General features: G+C 54.9%; 17 protein-coding genes and 4 pseudogenes. 6 read left to right on the top strand and 15 right to left on the bottom strand.

Annotation, left to right across the window (positions count from 1 at the left end; translation table 11 throughout):
• Positions 1–8: 8 nt before the first annotated feature.
• The 3 genes from HBO11_RS02505 (at position 9) to HBO11_RS02495 (ending at position 2,627) form a co-directional block, all read left to right on the top strand.
• Positions 9–1,133 carry an alkene reductase gene (locus HBO11_RS02505; protein ID WP_010562392.1) on the top strand — a complete coding sequence of 375 codons (1,125 nt, stop codon included), beginning with the start codon at positions 9–11 and terminating at the stop codon, positions 1,131–1,133.
• Between the two features lie 66 nt (positions 1,134–1,199).
• A complete protein-coding gene (locus HBO11_RS02500) occupies positions 1,200–2,183 on the top strand; it encodes an LLM class oxidoreductase (RefSeq protein ID WP_047300486.1) in 984 nt (327 codons plus the stop codon).
• A 138-nt stretch (positions 2,184–2,321) separates the two neighbouring features.
• Positions 2,322–2,627, top strand: coding sequence for a helix-turn-helix transcriptional regulator (locus tag HBO11_RS02495; RefSeq protein WP_010562390.1), 306 nt, complete (start codon positions 2,322–2,324; stop codon positions 2,625–2,627).
• A 142-nt stretch (positions 2,628–2,769) separates the two neighbouring features.
• On the opposite strand, the pseudogene HBO11_RS28545 reads toward HBO11_RS02495, so the two are convergent.
• Positions 2,770–2,927: pseudogene (locus HBO11_RS28545) on the bottom strand (IS5/IS1182 family transposase); the annotation flags it as partial.
• Positions 2,928–3,039: 112 nt separating this feature from the next.
• Here HBO11_RS28545 and HBO11_RS02490 point away from each other — a divergent pair.
• Positions 3,040–3,639: a nucleotidyltransferase family protein gene (locus tag HBO11_RS02490; protein WP_038443632.1), complete on the top strand. Its 600-nt coding sequence runs from the start codon at positions 3,040–3,042 to the stop codon at positions 3,637–3,639.
• Here the strand turns inward: HBO11_RS02490 and HBO11_RS02485 are convergent.
• The 9 genes and pseudogenes from HBO11_RS02485 to HBO11_RS02445 form a co-directional block, all read right to left on the bottom strand.
• Positions 3,617–4,488: pseudogene (locus tag HBO11_RS02485) on the bottom strand (radical SAM protein). The gene HBO11_RS02490 and the pseudogene HBO11_RS02485 sit on opposite strands and share 23 nt — an antisense overlap.
• Complete coding sequence (locus HBO11_RS02480) at positions 4,485–4,823, bottom strand: putative quinol monooxygenase (protein ID WP_047300484.1); 339 nt, start codon at positions 4,821–4,823, stop codon at positions 4,485–4,487. The pseudogene HBO11_RS02485 and the gene HBO11_RS02480 overlap by 4 nt, the downstream one beginning before the upstream one ends.
• 28 nt (positions 4,824–4,851) lie before the next feature.
• Entirely contained in the window at positions 4,852–6,057 is a 1,206-nt protein-coding gene (locus tag HBO11_RS02475; RefSeq protein ID WP_047300483.1) for an XdhC/CoxI family protein, read from the bottom strand.
• Positions 6,058–6,070: 13 nt separating this feature from the next.
• Positions 6,071–7,291, bottom strand: a complete 1,221-nt coding sequence (locus HBO11_RS02470; RefSeq protein ID WP_047300482.1) for a cytochrome c — start codon at positions 7,289–7,291, stop codon at positions 6,071–6,073.
• Between the two features lie 10 nt (positions 7,292–7,301).
• Positions 7,302–9,494, bottom strand: coding sequence for a molybdopterin cofactor-binding domain-containing protein (locus HBO11_RS02465; protein WP_170058769.1), 2,193 nt, complete (start codon positions 9,492–9,494; stop codon positions 7,302–7,304).
• Position 9,495: 1 nt separating this feature from the next.
• Complete coding sequence (locus HBO11_RS02460) at positions 9,496–9,957, bottom strand: (2Fe-2S)-binding protein (protein WP_010562382.1); 462 nt, start codon at positions 9,955–9,957, stop codon at positions 9,496–9,498.
• Between the two features lie 92 nt (positions 9,958–10,049).
• Positions 10,050–10,271, bottom strand: coding sequence for a hypothetical protein (locus tag HBO11_RS28785; protein ID WP_170058834.1), 222 nt, complete (start codon positions 10,269–10,271; stop codon positions 10,050–10,052).
• A gap of 131 nt (positions 10,272–10,402) precedes the next feature.
• On the bottom strand, positions 10,403–11,437 hold the full coding sequence (locus tag HBO11_RS02450) for an NADP-dependent oxidoreductase (RefSeq protein ID WP_047300481.1): 1,035 nt from the start codon (positions 11,435–11,437) through the stop codon (positions 10,403–10,405).
• Between the two features lie 113 nt (positions 11,438–11,550).
• Positions 11,551–12,144, bottom strand: coding sequence for a TetR/AcrR family transcriptional regulator (locus HBO11_RS02445; RefSeq protein WP_047300480.1), 594 nt, complete (start codon positions 12,142–12,144; stop codon positions 11,551–11,553).
• A 412-nt stretch (positions 12,145–12,556) separates the two neighbouring features.
• Here HBO11_RS02445 and HBO11_RS02440 point away from each other — a divergent pair, with 412 nt between their 5' ends.
• Positions 12,557–13,177 (top strand): glutathione S-transferase, encoded by a 621-nt coding sequence (locus HBO11_RS02440; RefSeq protein WP_047300479.1) that lies wholly within the window; start codon positions 12,557–12,559, stop codon positions 13,175–13,177.
• A gap of 256 nt (positions 13,178–13,433) precedes the next feature.
• Here HBO11_RS02440 and HBO11_RS02435 read toward each other — a convergent pair whose 3' ends face one another.
• Positions 13,434–14,051: a transposase gene (locus HBO11_RS02435; RefSeq protein WP_080963906.1), complete on the bottom strand. Its 618-nt coding sequence runs from the start codon at positions 14,049–14,051 to the stop codon at positions 13,434–13,436.
• On the opposite strand from HBO11_RS02435, the pseudogene HBO11_RS02430 reads away from it, so the two are divergent.
• Positions 13,995–15,011, top strand: a pseudogene (locus tag HBO11_RS02430) (IS110 family transposase). The gene HBO11_RS02435 and the pseudogene HBO11_RS02430 overlap by 57 nt on opposite strands.
• 249 nt (positions 15,012–15,260) lie before the next feature.
• Here the strand turns inward: HBO11_RS02430 and HBO11_RS02425 are convergent.
• The 4 genes and pseudogenes from HBO11_RS02425 to HBO11_RS02410 all read right to left on the bottom strand — a co-directional run.
• Positions 15,261–15,755, bottom strand: a pseudogene (locus tag HBO11_RS02425) (IS5 family transposase); the annotation flags it as partial.
• A 250-nt stretch (positions 15,756–16,005) separates the two neighbouring features.
• Positions 16,006–17,016, bottom strand: coding sequence for an NAD(P)-dependent alcohol dehydrogenase (locus tag HBO11_RS02420; RefSeq protein ID WP_047300477.1), 1,011 nt, complete (start codon positions 17,014–17,016; stop codon positions 16,006–16,008).
• A 57-nt stretch (positions 17,017–17,073) separates the two neighbouring features.
• Positions 17,074–17,370: a helix-turn-helix transcriptional regulator gene (locus HBO11_RS02415; RefSeq protein WP_047300476.1), complete on the bottom strand. Its 297-nt coding sequence runs from the start codon at positions 17,368–17,370 to the stop codon at positions 17,074–17,076.
• Positions 17,371–17,512: 142 nt separating this feature from the next.
• Positions 17,513–18,175 carry an inovirus Gp2 family protein gene (locus HBO11_RS02410; RefSeq protein WP_047300475.1) on the bottom strand — a complete coding sequence of 221 codons (663 nt, stop codon included), beginning with the start codon at positions 18,173–18,175 and terminating at the stop codon, positions 17,513–17,515.
• Between the last annotated feature and the right edge of the window lie 1,342 nt (positions 18,176–19,517).

The following is a 19,517-nucleotide window of genomic DNA, read 5'->3' as shown; positions in this document are numbered from 1 at the left end:
TAAACGAAATGACACAATCAGAACTTTTTAAAACCACTCAGCTGGGCCCATACACCCTCAAGAACCGTATCGTTCTGCCGCCACTGACGCGTTCGCGCAGCTCCCAACCCGGCAATATTGCGAACGACCTAATGGCCACATATTACCGTCAGCGCAGCGGTGCTGGCTTCATGGTGACCGAGGGCACACAGATCGAACCCCGAGGACAGGGTTATGCCTGGACACCCGGCATTCATAGCCCAGAACAGATACAAGGCTGGCGTAAGGTCACCGACGCTGTTCACGCCGAAGGGGGGGTGATCTTTGCTCAACTTTGGCATGTAGGCCGCGTGTCGCACACATCGCTGCAACCCGGTGGTGAAGCGCCCGTCGCGCCATCAGCCATCCGCGCGGACAACGTCAAGGTGTTCATCGAAACTGGCCCCGGCACGGGTGCACTGGCCGACCCATCGACCCCACGAGCCCTGTCCACCAAGGAGGTAAAGGAACTGGTTGAGCTCTACGCCCAAGCAGCCCGAAATGCTTTGGACGCAGGTTTTGACGGGGTGGAGCTTCACTGCGCGAACGGGTACCTGGTAAACCAGTTCATTTCGGCCCATACCAACCAGCGTGATGATGAATATGGCGGTTCGCTGCAGAACCGTCTTCGCTTCCTGCGCGAAATCACCCTGGCCGTTGCTGGTGTCGTCGGCAAGGAGCGCATGGGCGTTCGCTTCGCCCCGCTGTTCGCGACCACAGACGAAGACCGCGTATACCTTGGCCTAGTCGAAGAAGATCCTCACCAAACCTACATCGAGGCAGTGAAGATCCTCGAGGAAGTGGGCATTGCCTACCTGTCGCTCGCCGAAGCCGATTGGGAAAACGCACCCGAGCTGCCTGAGACGTTCCGGGAAGATGTTCGTAAGACCTTCAGCGGCAAGATTCTCTATGCCGGCAAATACACCGCTGAACGAGGAAATCGCGTGATAAAAGCTGGCTGGGGCGACCTGATCGCTTTTGGTCGCCCCTTCATTGCGAACCCCGACCTGCCCGCTCGTATCGCCAACAACTGGCCGCTTAACCCAGTTGATCCAAGCAGCATGTACGGCGGTACCGATAAGGGCTACACCGACTACCCGACTTACAAATCCTAAACGCTCAATGCCACGCCCCATAACTCAGGGGCGTGGCTCAGCGTTTGCTGACCGAGGAAGTTAAGCATGTACCAACCGAGCACGATCCCCTACCAAGAGCATAGGGGATTCAAACGAACCTTCAGGCAGGGTCATCTAAGCCTTGGGTTGTTCTTTCCCCTAGAGGCTTTCGAAGGTGATACACCGAGCATGCTAGATCAGGTCGCGCTGGCCAAACGTGCAGAGGCACTTGGTTTTTCGGCGCTCTGGTTTCGCGACGTCCCACTCAGGGACCCAAGCTTCGGCGATGTCGGCCAGGTTTTCGACCCTTGGGTGTATCTGGGCTACATGGCCGCCCATACAACAAAAATCGCACTAGGTACCGCCTCCATCGCCCTTACTTTGCGTAATCCCTTGCACACGGCAAAGGCCGCAGCGAGCATTGATCAGTTGAGCGGAGGTCGCTTGCTCCTGGGAGTAGCCTCTGGCGATCGTCCCGTGGAGTTTCCCGCATTCAGCATTGATCCAGAAAAGCGTGGCGAGACCTTTCAAGAAAACTTCAATGTGATACGCCAAGCCCATCGAACACACTTCGAGCCCATTCGCTGGAGTCGCGGCGAGTTACTGGGGGCCGACCTCGTTCCCAAACCTACGACTCGGGAAATACCGCTATTCGTAACCGGACACAGCCGCCAGCCACTCGATTGGATCGCACGTGAAAGCCATGGATGGATCAACTATCCACGTCCGCCAAAAATACAGCGACTGATCGTGGAGGATTGGCGACAGGAAATAGTTAAACAGTGTGGCACTATCTACAAGCCGTTCTTGCAATCGCTTTACATCGACCTGGACGAACACCCGTCCACGCCGCCCTCGCATATCCATCTAGGATTCCGACTAGGACGTAACCACCTTCGGGCCTTGCTGGATACACTTCAGGAAATCGGTGTAGATCACGTCATCCTGAACCTTAAGTATGGTAAACGCCCCGCAGCAGAGGTTATCGAGGAACTTGGCAAGCATATCGTCCCGCAATTCGGCGTCCAGGCTTCTGATAGTGCTGCCTGACAGAGCAACAATACTTCAGCCAGGAGCGGCCAGTCCTTGCAACAGACGGCGGGCGCAGAGGTCACGTCAATACCTTCCATTTTTCTGCGCAAACCCGGAAGATATCTAAATATCGCAAAAAACAGGTATCAAAATTCTATGACCATTGACGTCAACGAAGCACTGAAAGCATTGGCAAACCCGATGCGCCTTGCCATCCTCAATTGGCTCAAGGATCCCAGGACAATCTTTCCAGAGCAGGAGGTCGACCCAGAAACGGTAGGCGTGTGCGTCAGTATCATCCAAGAGCGCACGGGCCTCTCGCAGTCCACCACATCGCTTTATCTCGCAGCTCTGCAGCGCGCGCAATTGGTGACATCGCAGCGGATCGGCCCCTGGACCTACTACAAACGCCACGACGAAAATATCGATGCCTTTTTCAAGGCGCTGCAAGAAAAAATCTAAGGCTGAAGAAACCTTGTATTTCTGGCTGATTTCAGTGCTTGCCGATTTCAAAAACAGCAATCTGACCAAGTAACGATCAAATCACCCGTTCATTTATGAGTTTTTAGCCGCAGCGAGCATTTCGTAGCGGGCATACTCTGCATTACGCCCCCATCTCGCCTGGGGTGATCAGCAAATACCGGCCAGCCAGAACATGTGCAGGTTCGACAGATCGAACAACTTGACCTGTGGCGCGGCGTTCTTCACTACCCAGTGGAAACGCACTTTGGTTTCGCCAAACTGTCACTTAATCACTCTGAAACCGGAGCGGTATACGCAAAATACTGCACATGCCAGAGAGAAGCGCGAAGCCTCCTAGTGGTCTTTTACGGCCGACCCTCTTCTTCAGGGGGCAGCATAGGATTTTTTCAACATGACAGAACCGCACCGCAAGCCTGAGTATGTCGGCCTAGTGCTCGCCGCCGGCTCCGGGCAACGCTTCGGCAGCGACAAACGCCTTGCCCAACTGGCAGACGGCAACAGCCTTTTGCGCGCGACGTTGTTGCGCGCGAAAGAAGCCTTCAGCGATGTTCGAGTCGTATTAAAGGCTGAGGATGATGCAGAGGCCTTGGCTATTCCGCATGGCATTCATCTGGTACGTGCGGCCCACGCCAAACAGGGCATGGGCTCAAGCCTGGCCGCCGGCATCCAGAGCCTGGCAAATACGCAGGCCACTGCGGTGGCGGTGCTGCTCGGGGATATGCCGTGGATTACTCTCGCAACGCTGTTGCAGTTGCGCGCGCATGCGCACGCTGAACATATTGTTGTCGCTTACTGCGATGGCCAGCGCGGACACCCCGTGTTGTTCGGCCGGCGCTTTTGGCCGGAGCTGATGCAACTGCAAGGGGAGAATGGGGCCAAGGCTTTAATCGCCACCCATGCGCAACAGGTGATAGAAGTGACGCTTGCTGACAGGGGCATCCTGCTGGACGTCGACAAGCCGGCCGACCTTAGCCACCCACCGATTTCATAATCAGGGCACTGCCGGTAAAAGTGGCGTCTTGTTTGTCCTGCAGCGCACGACTGAGCAACCCTTTCAGTTGCGGCTGCGCCTGCTCAGTCGGCAGATCCAACAGCGCGCCCATAAAATGTCCGCGATTGGATGATAGGCATCCGTATAACCAGCCCGTAGACGACAACCGCAGACGACTGCAGCTCCGGCAAAAGGGCGCGCTTTCGTTGGCAATAATACCGAACGCCCCGCGCTCGCCCACGCTATAACGCAGCGCAGTGGCATCTAGCGCTGCCTCGGTTTGTGTGAAAACATAACACTCGCCGATAAGCTCCATCAGCTCGCGCTGGCCGACGAACTGGGTACGAAAAGTTGTAGCCCTGCTCCAGGCAGAACGCCAACATGGGCATGACCTGGTCGAAGTTGCTGCCACGCATCGGCACCATATTGATTTTGATGCTCATACCAGATCGACGCGCCAGCTCAATGCCGTTAAGCACCGTCTGCAGATCGCCGCCCTTTGCGATCTTGCGGAAGGCGCGCGCTGCGCAATAACGGCAACTTGCCGGCCAGCAATTGTCCATTAGTGGTCAGGCTGATGTCCTGCAACGCTAGCGCACCGATGCCCTGCAGAAAAGGCTCCAGCCGATCACTCAGCAGCGGCTCACCGCCGGTAATGCGCAGCGCGTCGATACCGGCGACATCCCTGAGCAGTTCGACGGCGCGCAGCATCGACGCGGCCGTCAGCTCATCACGCGCGGCCACCAAGCGGCGGCCATCGGCCACACAGTAGGTGCAGGCGTAATTGCAGGCAGCCGTGAGGCTCAGGCGAAGTTTGCGGAAACGCCGACCCTGTCGATCGACGATCACCCAGCCACGTCCGTGTCGAAGCCAGTGGCTGACTCGCCATCCTCAGCCAACGCCTCCAGCACATAAACCTGACGATCGCTCAGCAGCTCGCCAAGGGCATTGGCCATGGCCGTGTAATGGGGCATCTGCCGATGAAGCGCTATCGCCTCATGGCTTGCCCAGCGCTCGACGAAGACAAACCGTCCGACCTGTTCAATGCACCGACTCAGGACGTAAGACAAGCAACCGTCTTCGGCCCGCGAGGGCTGCACGCAAGCTCGCAGAATCTGCTCGACCTGCTGCTCTTTGCCGCCTTTGGCGGTCAGTATCGCTACAACGCGTATGGCTTGATTCATCCTGATAGGTTCCTCGGTTGATCAGTCGTCAAGGCTGCACGGCGAACCGCCGATAAGCCTCTGCAGCAAAAGCGATTTCGGTTTCGGTCTCGCTAGCGATCAGCACTGGGTCGCTATCATGGATACTCGCGGACCTGAAACGCAGGCTGCCACCATTGCGACCATTGAGCACCGCCTGAATTTCCGCCAGCATCGCCATAGCCACGCTTTCCGGAGTGTCGCCGCCCAGGTCCAGGCCAATCGGATAATGCAAACACGCCAGCCCCGGCAACTCGCCTTGCTGCTCGTGGATACCGGCCAGCAGGCGCTCGGTGCGCTCACGCGGGCCCAACTGCCCTACATAACAGGGCTCACTGTGCAACACTCCCTGCAGCCAGTGCGCGTCTTGCACCAAGCTGTGAGTCATCACCGCCACCGCTGCGCCGCGTACAAGTTCACGGTAGGCGAAAGGTTGCTCAACATCGCCAACCAGCACCTGGTCAGCGTCGGGAAAACGCTCTGCTCGGGCAAAGTGTGACCGCCCATCGATGATTGTCACATGCCAGCCCAAGAGCTTGGCCATGCGCACCAGCGGCTGGGCATCATGGCCCGCACCAAACACTACCAAACGCCGCACGGGCGGCAGGTACTCCATAAGCACTTCAATCTTGTCGGTGCCATTCGGGTAAAGATATCGGGATGACTTTCCACGCACCAAGGTCTGTTGGAGATCACTCCTGATCTGCTCAGCCAGCGCCGACTGCAGCAACTCGCCCTCGGCGCTTTGTCCTGACACTAATAACAGGCGATCACCTAACCGGTGTGAACCATCAGCCGGGCTGGCGATCACCGTGGCGATGGCCGCCGGTTGCTGGGTGTCGCGAACGCCAAGCAACGCAGTAATCAACGCGCAAGGTCCACTGGCAGGCAGCCGCTCGAACAATACGTGAACCTTACCGTTGCAGCCCAGCCCGAAACTAAGCGCTTCCTCACTGCCCTCATCCGCCTCGGAGGTGCTGTAGCTACGCAGTGCAGGCCCAGTTTCAGTTAACCACCAGGCTTTTCTGGCGACTTCCGCCTCAAGGCAGCCACCACTGATGGTCCCCTCGGGCCTGCCGAAGCGCGAGACTAGCATCCGCGCTCCTGGTCGCCGATACGCAGAGCCGTCGACTTTTACCACGGTCGCAAGCACCGCTTCTCGGCCAGCATTGCGCTCCGCCAGGAGTACATCCAGCAGTGGAATCAAACCAGACATGAGGCACCTCGGCTCAATGAAGGGACTCGGTACGGCGCTTGGCCACAGCTTGCTCAGATACCTGCGCACCAGTCTCGCCAAAGCGTTTCAGTACGAAACTGCTCAGCGCAGCCAATTCCTGGTCGGAGTAAATGGTCCCGAACGACGGCATGCGTCGATCTACCCGGGTGTCGGTCGAACCATGCCCATTTAGCAGGATGCCCAGCAAGTTACTGGCGGCAGGATCGTTGACCGTCTTTAGACCCCGTAGCATGGCCGTCTGACTCTGGTTTCCGGCCCCGTCCCAGCGGTGACAACTAGAACAGGCTTCGGCGAACAGTTTGTTGCCAAGGGCATTGTCGCCCCCCTGCGGTGCAAGCTTAGCCTGCTGCGGACGAGCCACACCTTCGCTGCGCGCCGGTGAGTCCTTGAGATAAACGGCGATCGCGTGACGATCGGCGTCGGTCAGATGGCTCAGACTGTGCTCCACCACCTCCGCCATCGGCCCGGTGGACAACCCGAATCCGGGCGCCGCGCCGTCTTTCAAGTAACGCGCCAGCACGTCCGTGGGCCAGGCACCGACGCCATGTATCGGGTCAGAGCTGATGTTGTAAGCGTTCCAACCCTGTATCAGGTTACCGGCAAGCGAACGGTCTTTGCTGACAGCTTGGAACAGGTTCCGAGGCGAATGGCACTCACCACAGTGGCCAGGACCTTCCACTAGGTATTTGCCTCGATTCCACTCGTTAGAGTGCTGGGCCTCGGTTTGAAATTGTTTGTCGTCCAGGAACAGCATATTCCAGAAAAACATCCCCCAACGCTGATTGAACGGGAAGTTCAGTTGGTTCTCTCGAGCCACCTGCTCGATTGGCTCCAGGCTATCGAGATAGCTTTTGATGGCCAGGATGTCGTCACGCGACATCTTGCTGTAGGACGTATAAGGGAATGCTGGATAGTAGTGTTTGCCATCGCGCCCCACGCCGGTTCGCAGCGCGCTAACGAACTCATCATCAGTCCAGGCTCCGATGCCAGTTTGCTTATCTGGAGTGATATTGGGCGAAAAAAGCGAGCCGAATGGCAGCTTAAATTCGACACCACCGGCGAAGGGTTTACCACCGGGCACGGTATGGCAAGCCACGCAATTTGCAGCGCGCGCAAGATACTCGCCCCTAGCGAGTAAGTCGTCCTGCGCATACGCAAACTGCGCCATCAGGAATCCGCTAGCGAGCAATAGCCAGCTTGTTATCATATTCATGAGTAACTCCTCAAACCGGATAGTAGCCAGCACGGCTAAGTGGTAACCGACGAATGCGCGTACCGGAAGCAGCGTAGAGAGCGTTAACCAAAGCTGGACCGATCAGCGCAGTACCGGCTTCCCCGACTCCGCCCGGTGCTTCCAGGCTAGACAGCAGGTGCACCTCAACTGCTGGCGCCTCACTTATGCGCAGCTGCCGATAGTTGTGGTAGTTGGTCTGCTGAACCTGACCGTTCTCGATAAGAATCTCGTTGAACAACGAAGCAGACAGACCGAATAATGTCCCTCCTTCAACCTGCGCCAAGACCGACGTCGGGTTAGTCGCGAAGCCGCAGTCCACAACACTGATCAAGCGTTTAATGCGCAAGCCAAATTCGCCCTGCATCTCAAGCTCAACGAGAGTTGCTACATAGCTGCCAAACACCGAACTTACTGCCACACCACGACCCTGCCCAGCAGGTAAAGACTGGTACCAGTCACTCTTCTCAGCAAGTAAGCGCAGCACCGCCTGGGCACGTGGCTGGTCCGCCAACAGCTCCAAACGGTAGACCACCGGGTCGGCCTTGGCATTGTGCGCCAGCTCATCAATAAAACACTCCAGGGCATACGTCCCCCGCAGAGGGCCCACGCCTCGCCACCAGGACACGGGCACGACACTCGGCTCCTGGCGGATATAGCGAACCTGCAAATGCGGCAGGCGGTAGATGGGCTCCACCGCGACTTCAACGGCATCGGCATCCACGCCGCTGGGAGGCAAGCCGCCGGCATAGCGGGCGAGAATCGAGGCACCAGCGATACGGTGTTCCCAGCCCAGCGGACGCCCCTGCTTATCGAGGGCGGCTTGCATACGATCGGCATAGAGCGGCCGATAGAGGTCGTGGGTCATGTCCTCCTCACGGCTCCAGACCAGCTTGATCGGGTAATCGACCTGACGCGCGATGGCCACTGCTTGGGTGATGAAGTCGAACTCCAGACGCCGGCCAAATGCCCCACCGATCAATTGATTGTGCACCTGGATTTTTTCCACAGGCAGCCCGGTGACTTGGGCGGCCGTCTGTTGGGCGAAGACCGGCACTTGGGTGCCCACCCATAGCTCGCACGCATCTTTACGCACATGAGCCACGCAGCTCATGGGCTCAAGCGGCGAATGCGACAACAGCGCTTGCTCGTAAACGGCCTCGAACTGGCTGGAAGATCCCTGTTTGGCTTGCTCAATATCGCCTGTGCGCTTAGCGACCACGCCATCACGGCTACTTGCGGCTAGCAGCTCCTGGTCCAGTTGCTTTGAGCCTATAGTTGCGTTCGACCCAAGTTCCCACTCGATCTTTAACGCTTTGATGGCCTGCTGGCAGGCCCAAAAGTTACTTGCGGTAACGGCCACGGCATTGTCCAAACGCACGATGTCGCGCACCCCTAACACCCGTCGCGCCTCAGTTTCATCAACCGAACGCAGCCGTCCGCCATACACCGGACAGGTGATGCTGGAGGCCACCAGCATCCCGGGGATTTGCAGGTCAATGGTAAAGCGCGCCTTGCCGTTGACCTTCGCGGGCGTGTCCAGGCGTTGCGCGGGAGTGCCCAACAGCTTGAACTGCTCGGGGGTTTTCAGCGGCACCGCGTCGGGCAACGGCAGCGTCGCAGCGGCCTCGACCAAATCGCCGTAGTCAGCCTGCAGGCCTTTGGGGCCAAACACCTGGCCATTCTGCGCATGACACAGGCTCGGCGCGACGCGCCATTGCAGCGCTGCCGCCTGAATCAACAGGATGCGCGCTGTAGCGCCCGCCCGACGCAGCGGCTCCCAGGTGTAACGGGTAGAGGTCGAGCCACCAGTGGCCTGAAACTGAAGCAGGGTATCGGTATACAGTGCGGAGTTCGGTGGGGCCTCCTGGATTACTACCTTATCCAAATCGACCTCAAGCTCCTCCGCCACCATCATTGCAATACCAGTTTGCGCGCCCTGACCCATTTCAATCTTCGGCGAGATCACCGTGACCACGCCATCTGGGCCCACCCGCACAAAGGCCCCGAACCCCTCAGCGGAGCGATCACCCAGCCGGCCTAAAGCAGCAGCCTCGGAGGCAGCGCTTTTGGACACCAACGGCGGTAGCCAGGTACTCAACACCAAGCCGCCGACCGCGATACCGCTGCCTTGCAAGAGACGGCGACGGGACATATCAACATTCATTTCGATTGTCTTCTTCATCTCACGCCTCCTCTACACGGCCAACACTGTGGATGGCTGTGCGAATACGGGTGTAGGTGGCGCAGCGACAAAGATTGCCTGCCATTGCAGCATCAATCGCCTGATCGTCTGGCGCGGGCTGGCTCTGCAGCAGAGCAGTGGCCGCCATGATCTGCCCTGACTGACAGTAACCGCATTGCACCACCTCATGCGCCAGCCAAGCCTGTTGAACGGCTTGACCGACAGCAGTCTCACCGATGGCCTCAATGGTGGTGATTGAGCGGCCCGTCAAAGCAGCTACAGGGGTCACGCACGAACGTATCGGCTGACCATCAAGATGCACGGTGCAAACGCCACACTGAGCAATACCACAGCCGTATTTTGTCCCGGTGAGGCCAAGCACATCGCGTAAGACCCAAAGCAGAGGCATATCCTGCGGCACGTCGACTTGGTGCGACTGTCCATTGATGATTAGCGTTTGCATCTTCATTCCTCAGACTAGTATTTTTAATGAGCCGACAGTCTTCATTACTAATCAGCACACAGGGATATATTAAAAATATTCAGCAGCTTTTATTAAGCAATACGCCTCAAACGAGAAACCAACCACCCCGCAAGTGGAAAAGATACGAGTTGGGTAACAGGGACCAACACCACCACCTCAACCAGCACCATTAATGGAAAACTGAGATTACGCGTGAGTGGACCCAACAAACTCAGCACAAGTAAAAGTGTCGGATAAAGACCTATACAACCAACCACAACGCGCCAAAACGCGGAGTGTAATTTGTGCGACATATTGCTGCGGGAATTCATAATCACACCTCCTAGCCGATCACTTAAAACGGACTGTTTTTTTTTAAAAAAAACCCTGCCAAAGAGTAGTAACAATGGCAGGGTAAAAACTCTACGGACACATCAATAATAAGTTATTCGTCACTCACACAAACAACTAACTTTCCAAAGTTACGACCCTCTAGCAGTCCAATAAATGCTTTAGGCGCCTCTTCTAATCCGACTACTAATTCCTCACGATATTTAATACGACCATCAGCAAACCAGCTTGACATCTCTTTAAAGAACTCATTATAACGATGACCATAATCATCAAAAATAATAAATCCTTGTACATTAATGCGCTTCCGTAGAATGGTGCCCATTAATGCAGGTAAACGATCTGGCCCGTTCGGTAAAGCAGTATCGTTGTAATGCGCGATAATACCGCAGACAGGCACTCGGGCCTTTGGATTCAGCAGCGGCAGTACCGCATCGAATACTTTTCCGCCGACATTCTCGAAGTAGATATCAATACCCGCTGGGCAAGCCTTAGCCAGTTGCTCAGCGAAGTCTGGCGCACGGTGATCCAGGCAAACATTAAAACCCAGAACTTCCACGGCATGCCTGCACTTTTCTTCCCCGCCTGCAACGCCTACAACATGACACCCCTTGATCTTCCCAATCTGCCCCACAGTTGCTCCGACCGGCCCGGTGGCAGCAGCAACCACCAGAGTCTCACCTGCCGTAGGTCGACCAATGTCCAGCAACCCCATGTAGGCGGTGAAACCTGGCATGCCCAATATTCCCAAGGCATAAGACGGATGCGCCGCCGTCTCACCTAGCGGGGTCAGATCGCTACCATCGGACAAGGCATAGTCTTGCCAACCACTGAAAGACAGAACCCAGTCATCCACTTTATAGGCGTGATGCTTTGAGGCAACCACACGACATACAGTGCCACCCACCATTACCCCTCCCACTTCGACTGGAGGGGCATAGGACGGCGCATCACTCATGCGACCACGCATGTAAGGATCGAGTGATAGATAGATAGTACGCAGAAGTACCTGCCCCTCTGCGGGCTCAGGAATTGGGCCTTGTTCAATACGAAAATTCGCTTCGACAGGCGCACCATGTGGACGCGACGCCAGAACAACGCTTCGATTGATTTGCTTTGATTGGGGCATCTTCAAATTCCTTGGCTGGTGTTGAAAAAACAGTCGTATCAACAGACAATAGATTAGACCAGTCTGCTATTTTTCAGGTAAAGCAACCCACCTGTGGGTGGGCGATCTCGCAATCAAGCCTTCTCAGAGGCCAGCATGACCTGAGTAGTTGCCATGGCATTTTCTAGCGACCGACTATTACGGTGCAGCTTGCTCAGCAGGCTTGCACCAAGCCAAAGCTGGTATAGGGCCGTAGCGGTTAGGTAAGCATCACATTGAGGCAAGGAACCGTCGAGGCGCCCTTGCTCGAGACAACCAGAAATACGTTCAATTATTTGATCTGCTCCGTCGCGAAGAGTGATACGCATCACCTCCGAAAGATCCGCCACCTCGGCGCTCAACTTAACTACCAGGCACTTTTGCTCATCACAGGGCTCACAATAGCTATCAAGCCATTTCTGCCAGTACTCCATGAGTCGCTCACGAGCTGTATTCCCCGTCACGGCGAAGCGCTCGTCCATATTCGCCAAATAATTGCGAAAGTAATCCTCGAGCAAGGACTGCCCGTACTGCTCCTTGGATTTGAAGTAATGGTAGAACGAGCCCTTCGGCACACTTGCCGCGTGCAAAATCTCGTTAAGCCCAACACCGGTGAATCCCTTGACCACCATCATTCGGTGGCCTGTGTCGAGCAAATGTTGGCGCGTAGCATCATAGCGTGGTTTCATTTGCACAAGATACCAAAAAAATAGACCAGTCGTCTATATGAGATTGCTGATGAAATCATAGCAATTGTCTCTCACAGCCGCACAAAACAACATACGCGCCACCTCACATTCGGCGGCCCGACAACGCAGCAATCCTTGCAAGCACCAACCCTAAGCTTGCCTAAAGCGCCTTAGGCTTCTGGAGGCACTGCCCTTCCATTAGAGATTAACCTATGAATTTAGATCCGCGCCAAGCCGGACGGGATATGACCTCGATGGCTATGAGAGTACTTAAATTATTGATCTAGTAGACTGGTCGCATATCGACAGATACAATTTCCCACTCACTCGTTGCGAGTTGGAATATCAACCTGTGGATAGCCTCACGCAACGTGACACCACCTTACGGTGATTACTCAAAGGCGTAAAAATCATGATAAGACTTCATCACCTTAATGACTCAAGGTCGATTCGCATTCTGTGGTTACTGGAAGAAATAGGCGAACCGTATGAAATTATCCGGTATCAGCGTGATGAAAAAACCCATCTGGCCCCCCAGGCTCTGAGAGCTATTCACCCCCTTGGCAAGTCTCCAGTTATAGAACTGGATGGAAAGATAATTGCGGAGTCTGGCGCGATCACGGAGCTTTTGATAAAAAAATTCGCTCCTCATTTAGCACCAGATGAACTTTCGCCTGAGCACATCGACTATATACAATGGATTCACTTCTCAGAAAGTTCAGCAATGCTTCCGTTCTTGCTGAAAGTATTTAATGAGTTTGAAATACAATCCGGAACCGATCTCAAGTTTCTTAATGATTACGCTGAAAAAGAATTTAATAAAGTTTTTTCATATTTAAACGACTACCTGAATGGTAGGACGTTTTTAGTCGAAGAGCGACTCACCGGAGCAGACTTCATGCTGGGGTTTGTCGTGAAAGGCGCGCTCAACTGGCTCAAATCCGGGAGCAAATTCCCACATATCGAGAGCTATATTCGCAACCTTGAAAATCAGACTAGCTATAAACGAGCACTGAATATAGACGCTAACTGAGTTGAGCTTTTTAACACACAGCCGTGGCTGACTCTAAGCCTGCCATGGCTACTTACTCTAAGAGCCTACAGGCCACTGAGGCCGAAATTCTGCGGATGGCTCAACATCTAGGGAAGGTCTGAAATACCCACCGATTTTTGATGCCCTCGCTGCTTGAGGTTCAAGAAATTCCAAGTCGGCCGAAAAACAGACGCTTCCTGTTTTTAATTCACGGCTCTTTCCTCTGATCGTGCTGTTTCAGGGCGATCAGCCCGCATTACAGACGCACCTCTCCCGCATTCAACATCCGCTTTCGCACCATCCATAGATTTGACAACGCGAACAAGGTCGTTTGCTGAGCGATGTTTTTCGCCAAACCGCGAAAGCGCACTTTCGTATAGCCAAACTGGCGCTTGATCACCCGACATGGGTGCTCAACCTTGGCCCGTACCTGCGCTTTCGCGTGTTCGATCTTGCGGCGTAGGCGGCCGATCAAACTCGTTTCCGCCTGCTTTTTATAGCTGCTGGGCCGGGCGGCAATCGACCAGATCATCTTGCGATTCTGATGCTCAAGACGCTTGTCCACGCCGGTGCAACCCGCATCGCCGCACATGTAAGTTTCCTCGCCGTGTAATAACTGATCGACCTGCGTCATGTCCGCCACATTCGTCGCAGTCCCCACCAGGCCATGTACCAAGCCTGATTCGGCGTCGAAGCCGACGTGCACTTTCATCCTGAAGAAATACATATTTCCTTTAATGAGATGGTCAGCCCTGCTCGAGAAACCCAGTGAGTCTAGACTTACCGGGTTTCTCTCTTTACCGGAGGAGGATCTCTCATGAATACCGTGACGCTTCTGGGTATCGATATCGGCAAGAACACCTTCCACTTGCATGGCCAGGACGCCAGATGAAACCAGCTCTTGCGCAAGAAGCTCAATCGTAGCCAATTGCTGCCGTATCTGACGCAGTTGCCAACCTGCAAAATTGCCATGGAGTCCTGCGGCGGCTCGCAGTGGCTGGCTAGGCAGATCGAAAGCTTAGGCCATCGAGTGCAATTAATCGCGGCGCAGCATGTAAAGGCCTACGTCCCCGGCAACAAGAATGATTTTATCGATGCAGAGGCCATCTGCGAAGCAGCGTCGCGACCCAGAACCCACTCGGTTCCGGTAAAGACCCTTGAGCAGCAAATCCTGTCGACCGAGCACAAGCTGCGCAAGTCTTGGGTGGATAATCGCACGGGAATCATCAACCAGGTGCACGGCTTTCTGTTGGAGTTCGGCATCATTTTCCCCGTTGGATATGCGGCTCTGGAGCAGGTACCGGCGTTAATGGAAAACCACGAACTGCCGATTCGACTGCGCAATGCGGTTGAGCGAATGCTGCTCGATATTCAACGCCTGACTCGAGATATCAAAACCATCGATGTCGAGATCAAACAGCAACTGTCTGAGGACGCAGCCGGCATGCGCTTGTTGAGCATCCCCGGCATCGGCCCTCTCACCGCTAGCGCGCTGCTGGCGGATGTCGGCGACGCTTCGACTTACAAAAGCTCGCGCGACTTTGCCGCCTCACTCGGGTTGGTGCCTCGACAGTATTCAACCGGTGGCAAGACGAGCTTGCTCGACATCAGCAAACGCGGCGACAAGTATCTGCGCTGCCTACTGGTGCAAGGCGCTCACGCACTGATGATCCGAATCGACAAGCGAAACGATGCGCTCGGAGCCTGGGTAAGAAAGCTTTTGGCTCGCAAGCCGCCGAACAAGGTCGCCTGTGCGCTAGCCAACAAAATGGCAAGAATCGTCTGGGCTGTGTTAGCCCGAGGCGGTAGCTACAACGTGCAACAAACGGCTTGATCTAACCGAATTACCACCGGCTTTTGCGACGACAGTGATGATGACGATAAACGGCAAACATCCCGACTGAAAACCTGAAGACGAAGATAGCTTTGTTCGTAGCTGATCCTTTTATCAAGGACTGTTGGGAGCGACTTCTCATCAAGGGCCGAGCGCTAATGACCGTGCTCACCATGAGCCCGGATACATTAGCGCAAGCATGTTTTACCGTTCATCACGCTGGGTTGCGGGAGGTGGGCTGACCATACATTTCGTCTGATGCATTTCGGGAACGCGTCTGCCGTCCTTGTTCTTGGTCGAACTCGGCGCGTGAATGATCGTCGCATCGACCACCGAGCCCTGACGCATCAGCAGGCCACGATCACCCAGATAGCTATTGAGGATCTGCAAAATTCCGCCCGCCAACTCATGTCTTTCCAACAAACGACGGAAATTGAGGACCGTGGTTTCATCGGAAATCCTATCCAGATTCAACCCCCCGAACTGGCGCAGAATCGTCGTTTCATACAGGAACTCTTCCATCGCCTGATCGCTTTAGCCGAACCAGTTCTGCATCAGATGAACCCGCAACATGGCCAGCAACGGATACGCCGGACGGCCCCCTTCGCCCTTTGGATAATGCGGTTCGATTAAGGCAAGCAAGCCCTTCCAGGGCTCTACCTGACCCATCTCGATCAGGAAGCGCTCGCGGCGGGTCTGCTTACGTTTGCCAGCATATTCGGCCTCGTCAGCAGATTCTATCAGGGCGAGTAGGCTTGTCGGCCTGCACAAACAGGCCGGATATAAGACTGCTCCTACCTATACGTCAGCACGAATACCCCCTTGAGCTTCGGGAGGCGTCCATATAAGAGTTTCCCTAAGAGCCCACAGGCCACCGAGGCCGACATCCTGCGGATGGCTCAACATCTGGGGCGATGAGTCGTTTGTCGAAAGGACGAGCCTTGACTGAAAAGCCAGAGGCACACGTCGCATGCGTCCTCTGACGATGTGTCGCTTAGATATCCAGGCAGATTTTGCCGAAATGCTGATTGGTTTCCTGATACTTGAACGCTTCGACAATCTGGCTCAACGGAAAATGACGATCAATAATGGGGCGCATGCCATTAGCATTGATGGCACGGATCATGTCTTGCTGTTGGCTGCGGCTACCCACCAATACACCCTGCAGACGCACTTGCTTGATCAGTGCCGGTACAAAATTCATTGCACCGCTTACGCCACTCAATATCCCGATGACGGAGATGTGACCAGCGACCCGAATTGCAATCATCGATTGCTCAAGCGTCGCAGGGCCGCCGACTTCGATGATGTGGTCAACACCACGGCCACCCGTTAGAGCGCGTGCAGTTTCGCCCCAGTTAAGGTCTTTGCGGTAATTGATCACATGATCAGCGCCTAGCGCTGTCAGACGTTCAAGTTTTTCGTCGCTTGAAGAGGTAGCAATGACGGTAGCACCGGCCATTTTTGCGAACTGCAGGGCGAAAATTGAAACGCCACCAGTGCCTTGAACGAGCACGGTGTCGCCCGGCTTGAGTGAGTCATCGGCCATCAACGCGCGCCATGCAGTAAGGCCGGCGGTGGTAAGCGTCGACGCTTCGGCATGGCTGTAGCCAGTAGGCGCGAGGGTGAACGATGTGGCTTTGGCCGTCACTTGCTCGCGAGCGTAGCCGTCAATGCCATCACCTGGCACGCTAACAAAGCCTTCAACCAGTGGCGCACCGTCGATCCACTCCGGGAAGAAGGTGCTGACGACCGAGTCACCCACCTTGAATTCAGTGACATCTGGGCCGACAGCAATGACTTCACCTGCACCATCGGCCATGGGGATGCGTTTTTCGCTAGGGCCCCACATGCCGCTGACCACCGCGAAGTCGTGGTAGTTAAGCGAGTTGGCGTGGAGGCGTACGGTGATTTCGCCACGCGCTGCGGCTCGGACTTCGCTGCTGCCAACCACAACGTTTTCATAGCCACCACCGGGTTGGACGAAGATCGTTTTGCTGCTCATGGGGGGGATTCCTTATGTTCTCTAATTACGCGAAATAACGAAATGATAACTCAAAAATTACAACTCGATGATCAGCCTAGCCGCAAAGTCGTCAATCGCCTGCTCATTGCGCCGGTAGTAAGTCCACTTTCCGATGCGGGTGGTTAGCACGAAGCCTGCGCGCTGCAATATTGCTAAGTGTGCAGACGCGGTAGAAGGCGAAAGCCCTGCCTTGTGCTGCAAATGGGTTACGCACACCCCTATGGCAGGATCGCCATGATCCTGAGGTGGGAAATTATTAAGTGGGTCTTTGAGCCACTCCATCATTTGCATGCGAGTGTCATTGCCCAGGGCTTTGAGCTGTTCGAGTATCATGGCTGGCAATGTTACGCTTTTTTACGAAATGATCAACAATTAATCTATTAACCGTGAGGGTGTCCCAGACTTTGGGTAAACGGGTTTTCTGTTAAACCGACAACACTACTGATGGGCACCTTGGTCTGCAGCGCTGGCTCACTCACCCTCTACTGCAACCAAACACACGACAGCGATTGCCGTACACCTTGGTAGCTGCCTTGCAGAGGTAGCTCACTCGACGAAAGTACTGGTCCATCACCACTGGATCATTCCGAGTGAGTTGGTACTCAGCGTTGTCAGGGATATGCACCAAGCCATTGGTATCATCGATAGGCATTCTCAACGCACTGGCCCATGCAGCATGAATGCGGCCGTATGTATTCTCTCGTGCTGAGTCAAAGTATCCCACGGTGTGGTACGCATCCCGGTTAAGCAATAGGACGAAGTGGTAATGCGGTCTACCCTCTCGCCCGATCTCCCTGACCCAGCACCAGCGCACTTGTGTCTGATGTGCAGAACCATTCAGTCGCCTGGAACGCTCCCGTGCTGATTGGATTCTGAAGGTCAACGAATCGACAAATCTGGAAATGACAGTGTTATCTGATTCAGGGACGGAGTCGTCATCTGGGAAATGCAGGTCGAACCGTAACGCGAACACTCGACGGTGAGCGCTCAGCGCCAACCGAGTGGTTTCATAGACGCCTTCGAGGTATTGGGTAATGAAGGGCACGTGCGCGGTCAGCACGGGTAGCCCACGGAAGGTGCTCTCGCAGTGTAGGTGGAGATTGCTGTTGTCAGGGTGACGCTTGGGCTGGTATGTCATGGGAATGATCCACTGAGTAGGTACATCAACTCAGTGGATTCTGTAAATTTTTACAGTTCGTTCTGCAGGTGTAACTGCGCTAGGAGCTTGTTCAGTCACTGGCTGAGCTCATCCCTTCTTGAGGGATGAGCGTGATGGGATGGCTGCCTTGAATGGATGTATGGGTAGGATCTATAGGTTGATGACGGCTATGAGAAATGCAAGCTCTACCTCAATGAATCCATGTCTAACATATGGATATATAAATAATACTAATACCGAAACCCACCACCCCACTCCTGCAAGGGAGTGGGGCGGCAAACTGCCAGAGATCTCGGCAAGAATAGGACGGCAGCAGTGATTCAGATGCTCTGGAAATAAACTACAGATTGGAGCCACACGGTCAGCAGGAGTGCCGGCCGCAAACTTGGTGGACGCTTAGCGAGGGCATCGTGTGTCCTTTGTAATTAACGAGCAAGGCAAAGCGGAGGACCGCATGATACATGGACCGGCGCTTAGCCTGATGCCGAAGGCTAAGGCGCTTAGGGCTAACGAGGCATCAGTACACGGTTTCATTTTGGCGCGGAATACCACCAAGATTAATCAGCTTTGGCTGACTTCAGCGCGATGAGCTACATAAAGAGGGTTACCAGCTTTTCGCTAACGGTGACCCAACGGTGACCAAAGCGTTCGAATCTCAGAAACAACAAAGCCCGGACCTTTCGGCACCGGGCTAAGTCATTGAAAAATATGGTCGGGACGGAGTGATTCGAACACTCTACCCCTAGCACCCCATGCACGCAGCAACACCGTAAGCCCTTGTGAAATGGCTGTTTTTACTGGCGCTCGCTGCAATCGAATGCCCACAAGAGCTTACAAGTGCGTGAGAGAGTCACGCAAAAGTCACGCGCCATCCCCGGCGTCCTGCCGACCGAACACAACCAAAACCGCAGCAACAAACAAATACAGCACACCTAAAGCCACCACTCCAGACGCCACAACCGGTAACAAGTCCCACCTTGCTTAAGGAAGTATGGAATGAGATGGTTCTCTGTTGGGTGTTTTGGAGGGAGACCATGACCACATTTCAATTCATCGTAGGCATGGTTGTATGCCTCGCAGCTCTCGGCGTGAGAGCCTACCTACTCTTTCAATATCACGGTAAAGAAAAGACTGGCCGCTCGAAAAGCCAGTGAATAGCGGCAAGATCCATATCTGATGCTTGCCGCTTAAGTTTTTGATATCCGTCAACCGCGCTCTCCAGACATCAATGAATGGAGGCGAGAATAGAAGCCCTGGAGCGGCGCACTCCGGGGCTTTACTTTTCTATTTGGCCGCTACGTAAATGATAAGCGCGATGGCA

It is taken from the genome of Pseudomonas sp. WS 5010 (genome assembly GCF_012985565.1).
Lineage (GTDB): Bacteria > Pseudomonadota > Gammaproteobacteria > Pseudomonadales > Pseudomonadaceae > Aquipseudomonas.
The sequence above is the reverse complement of the archived record's forward strand: the minus strand, read 5'-3'. Positions and strand labels throughout refer to the sequence as shown.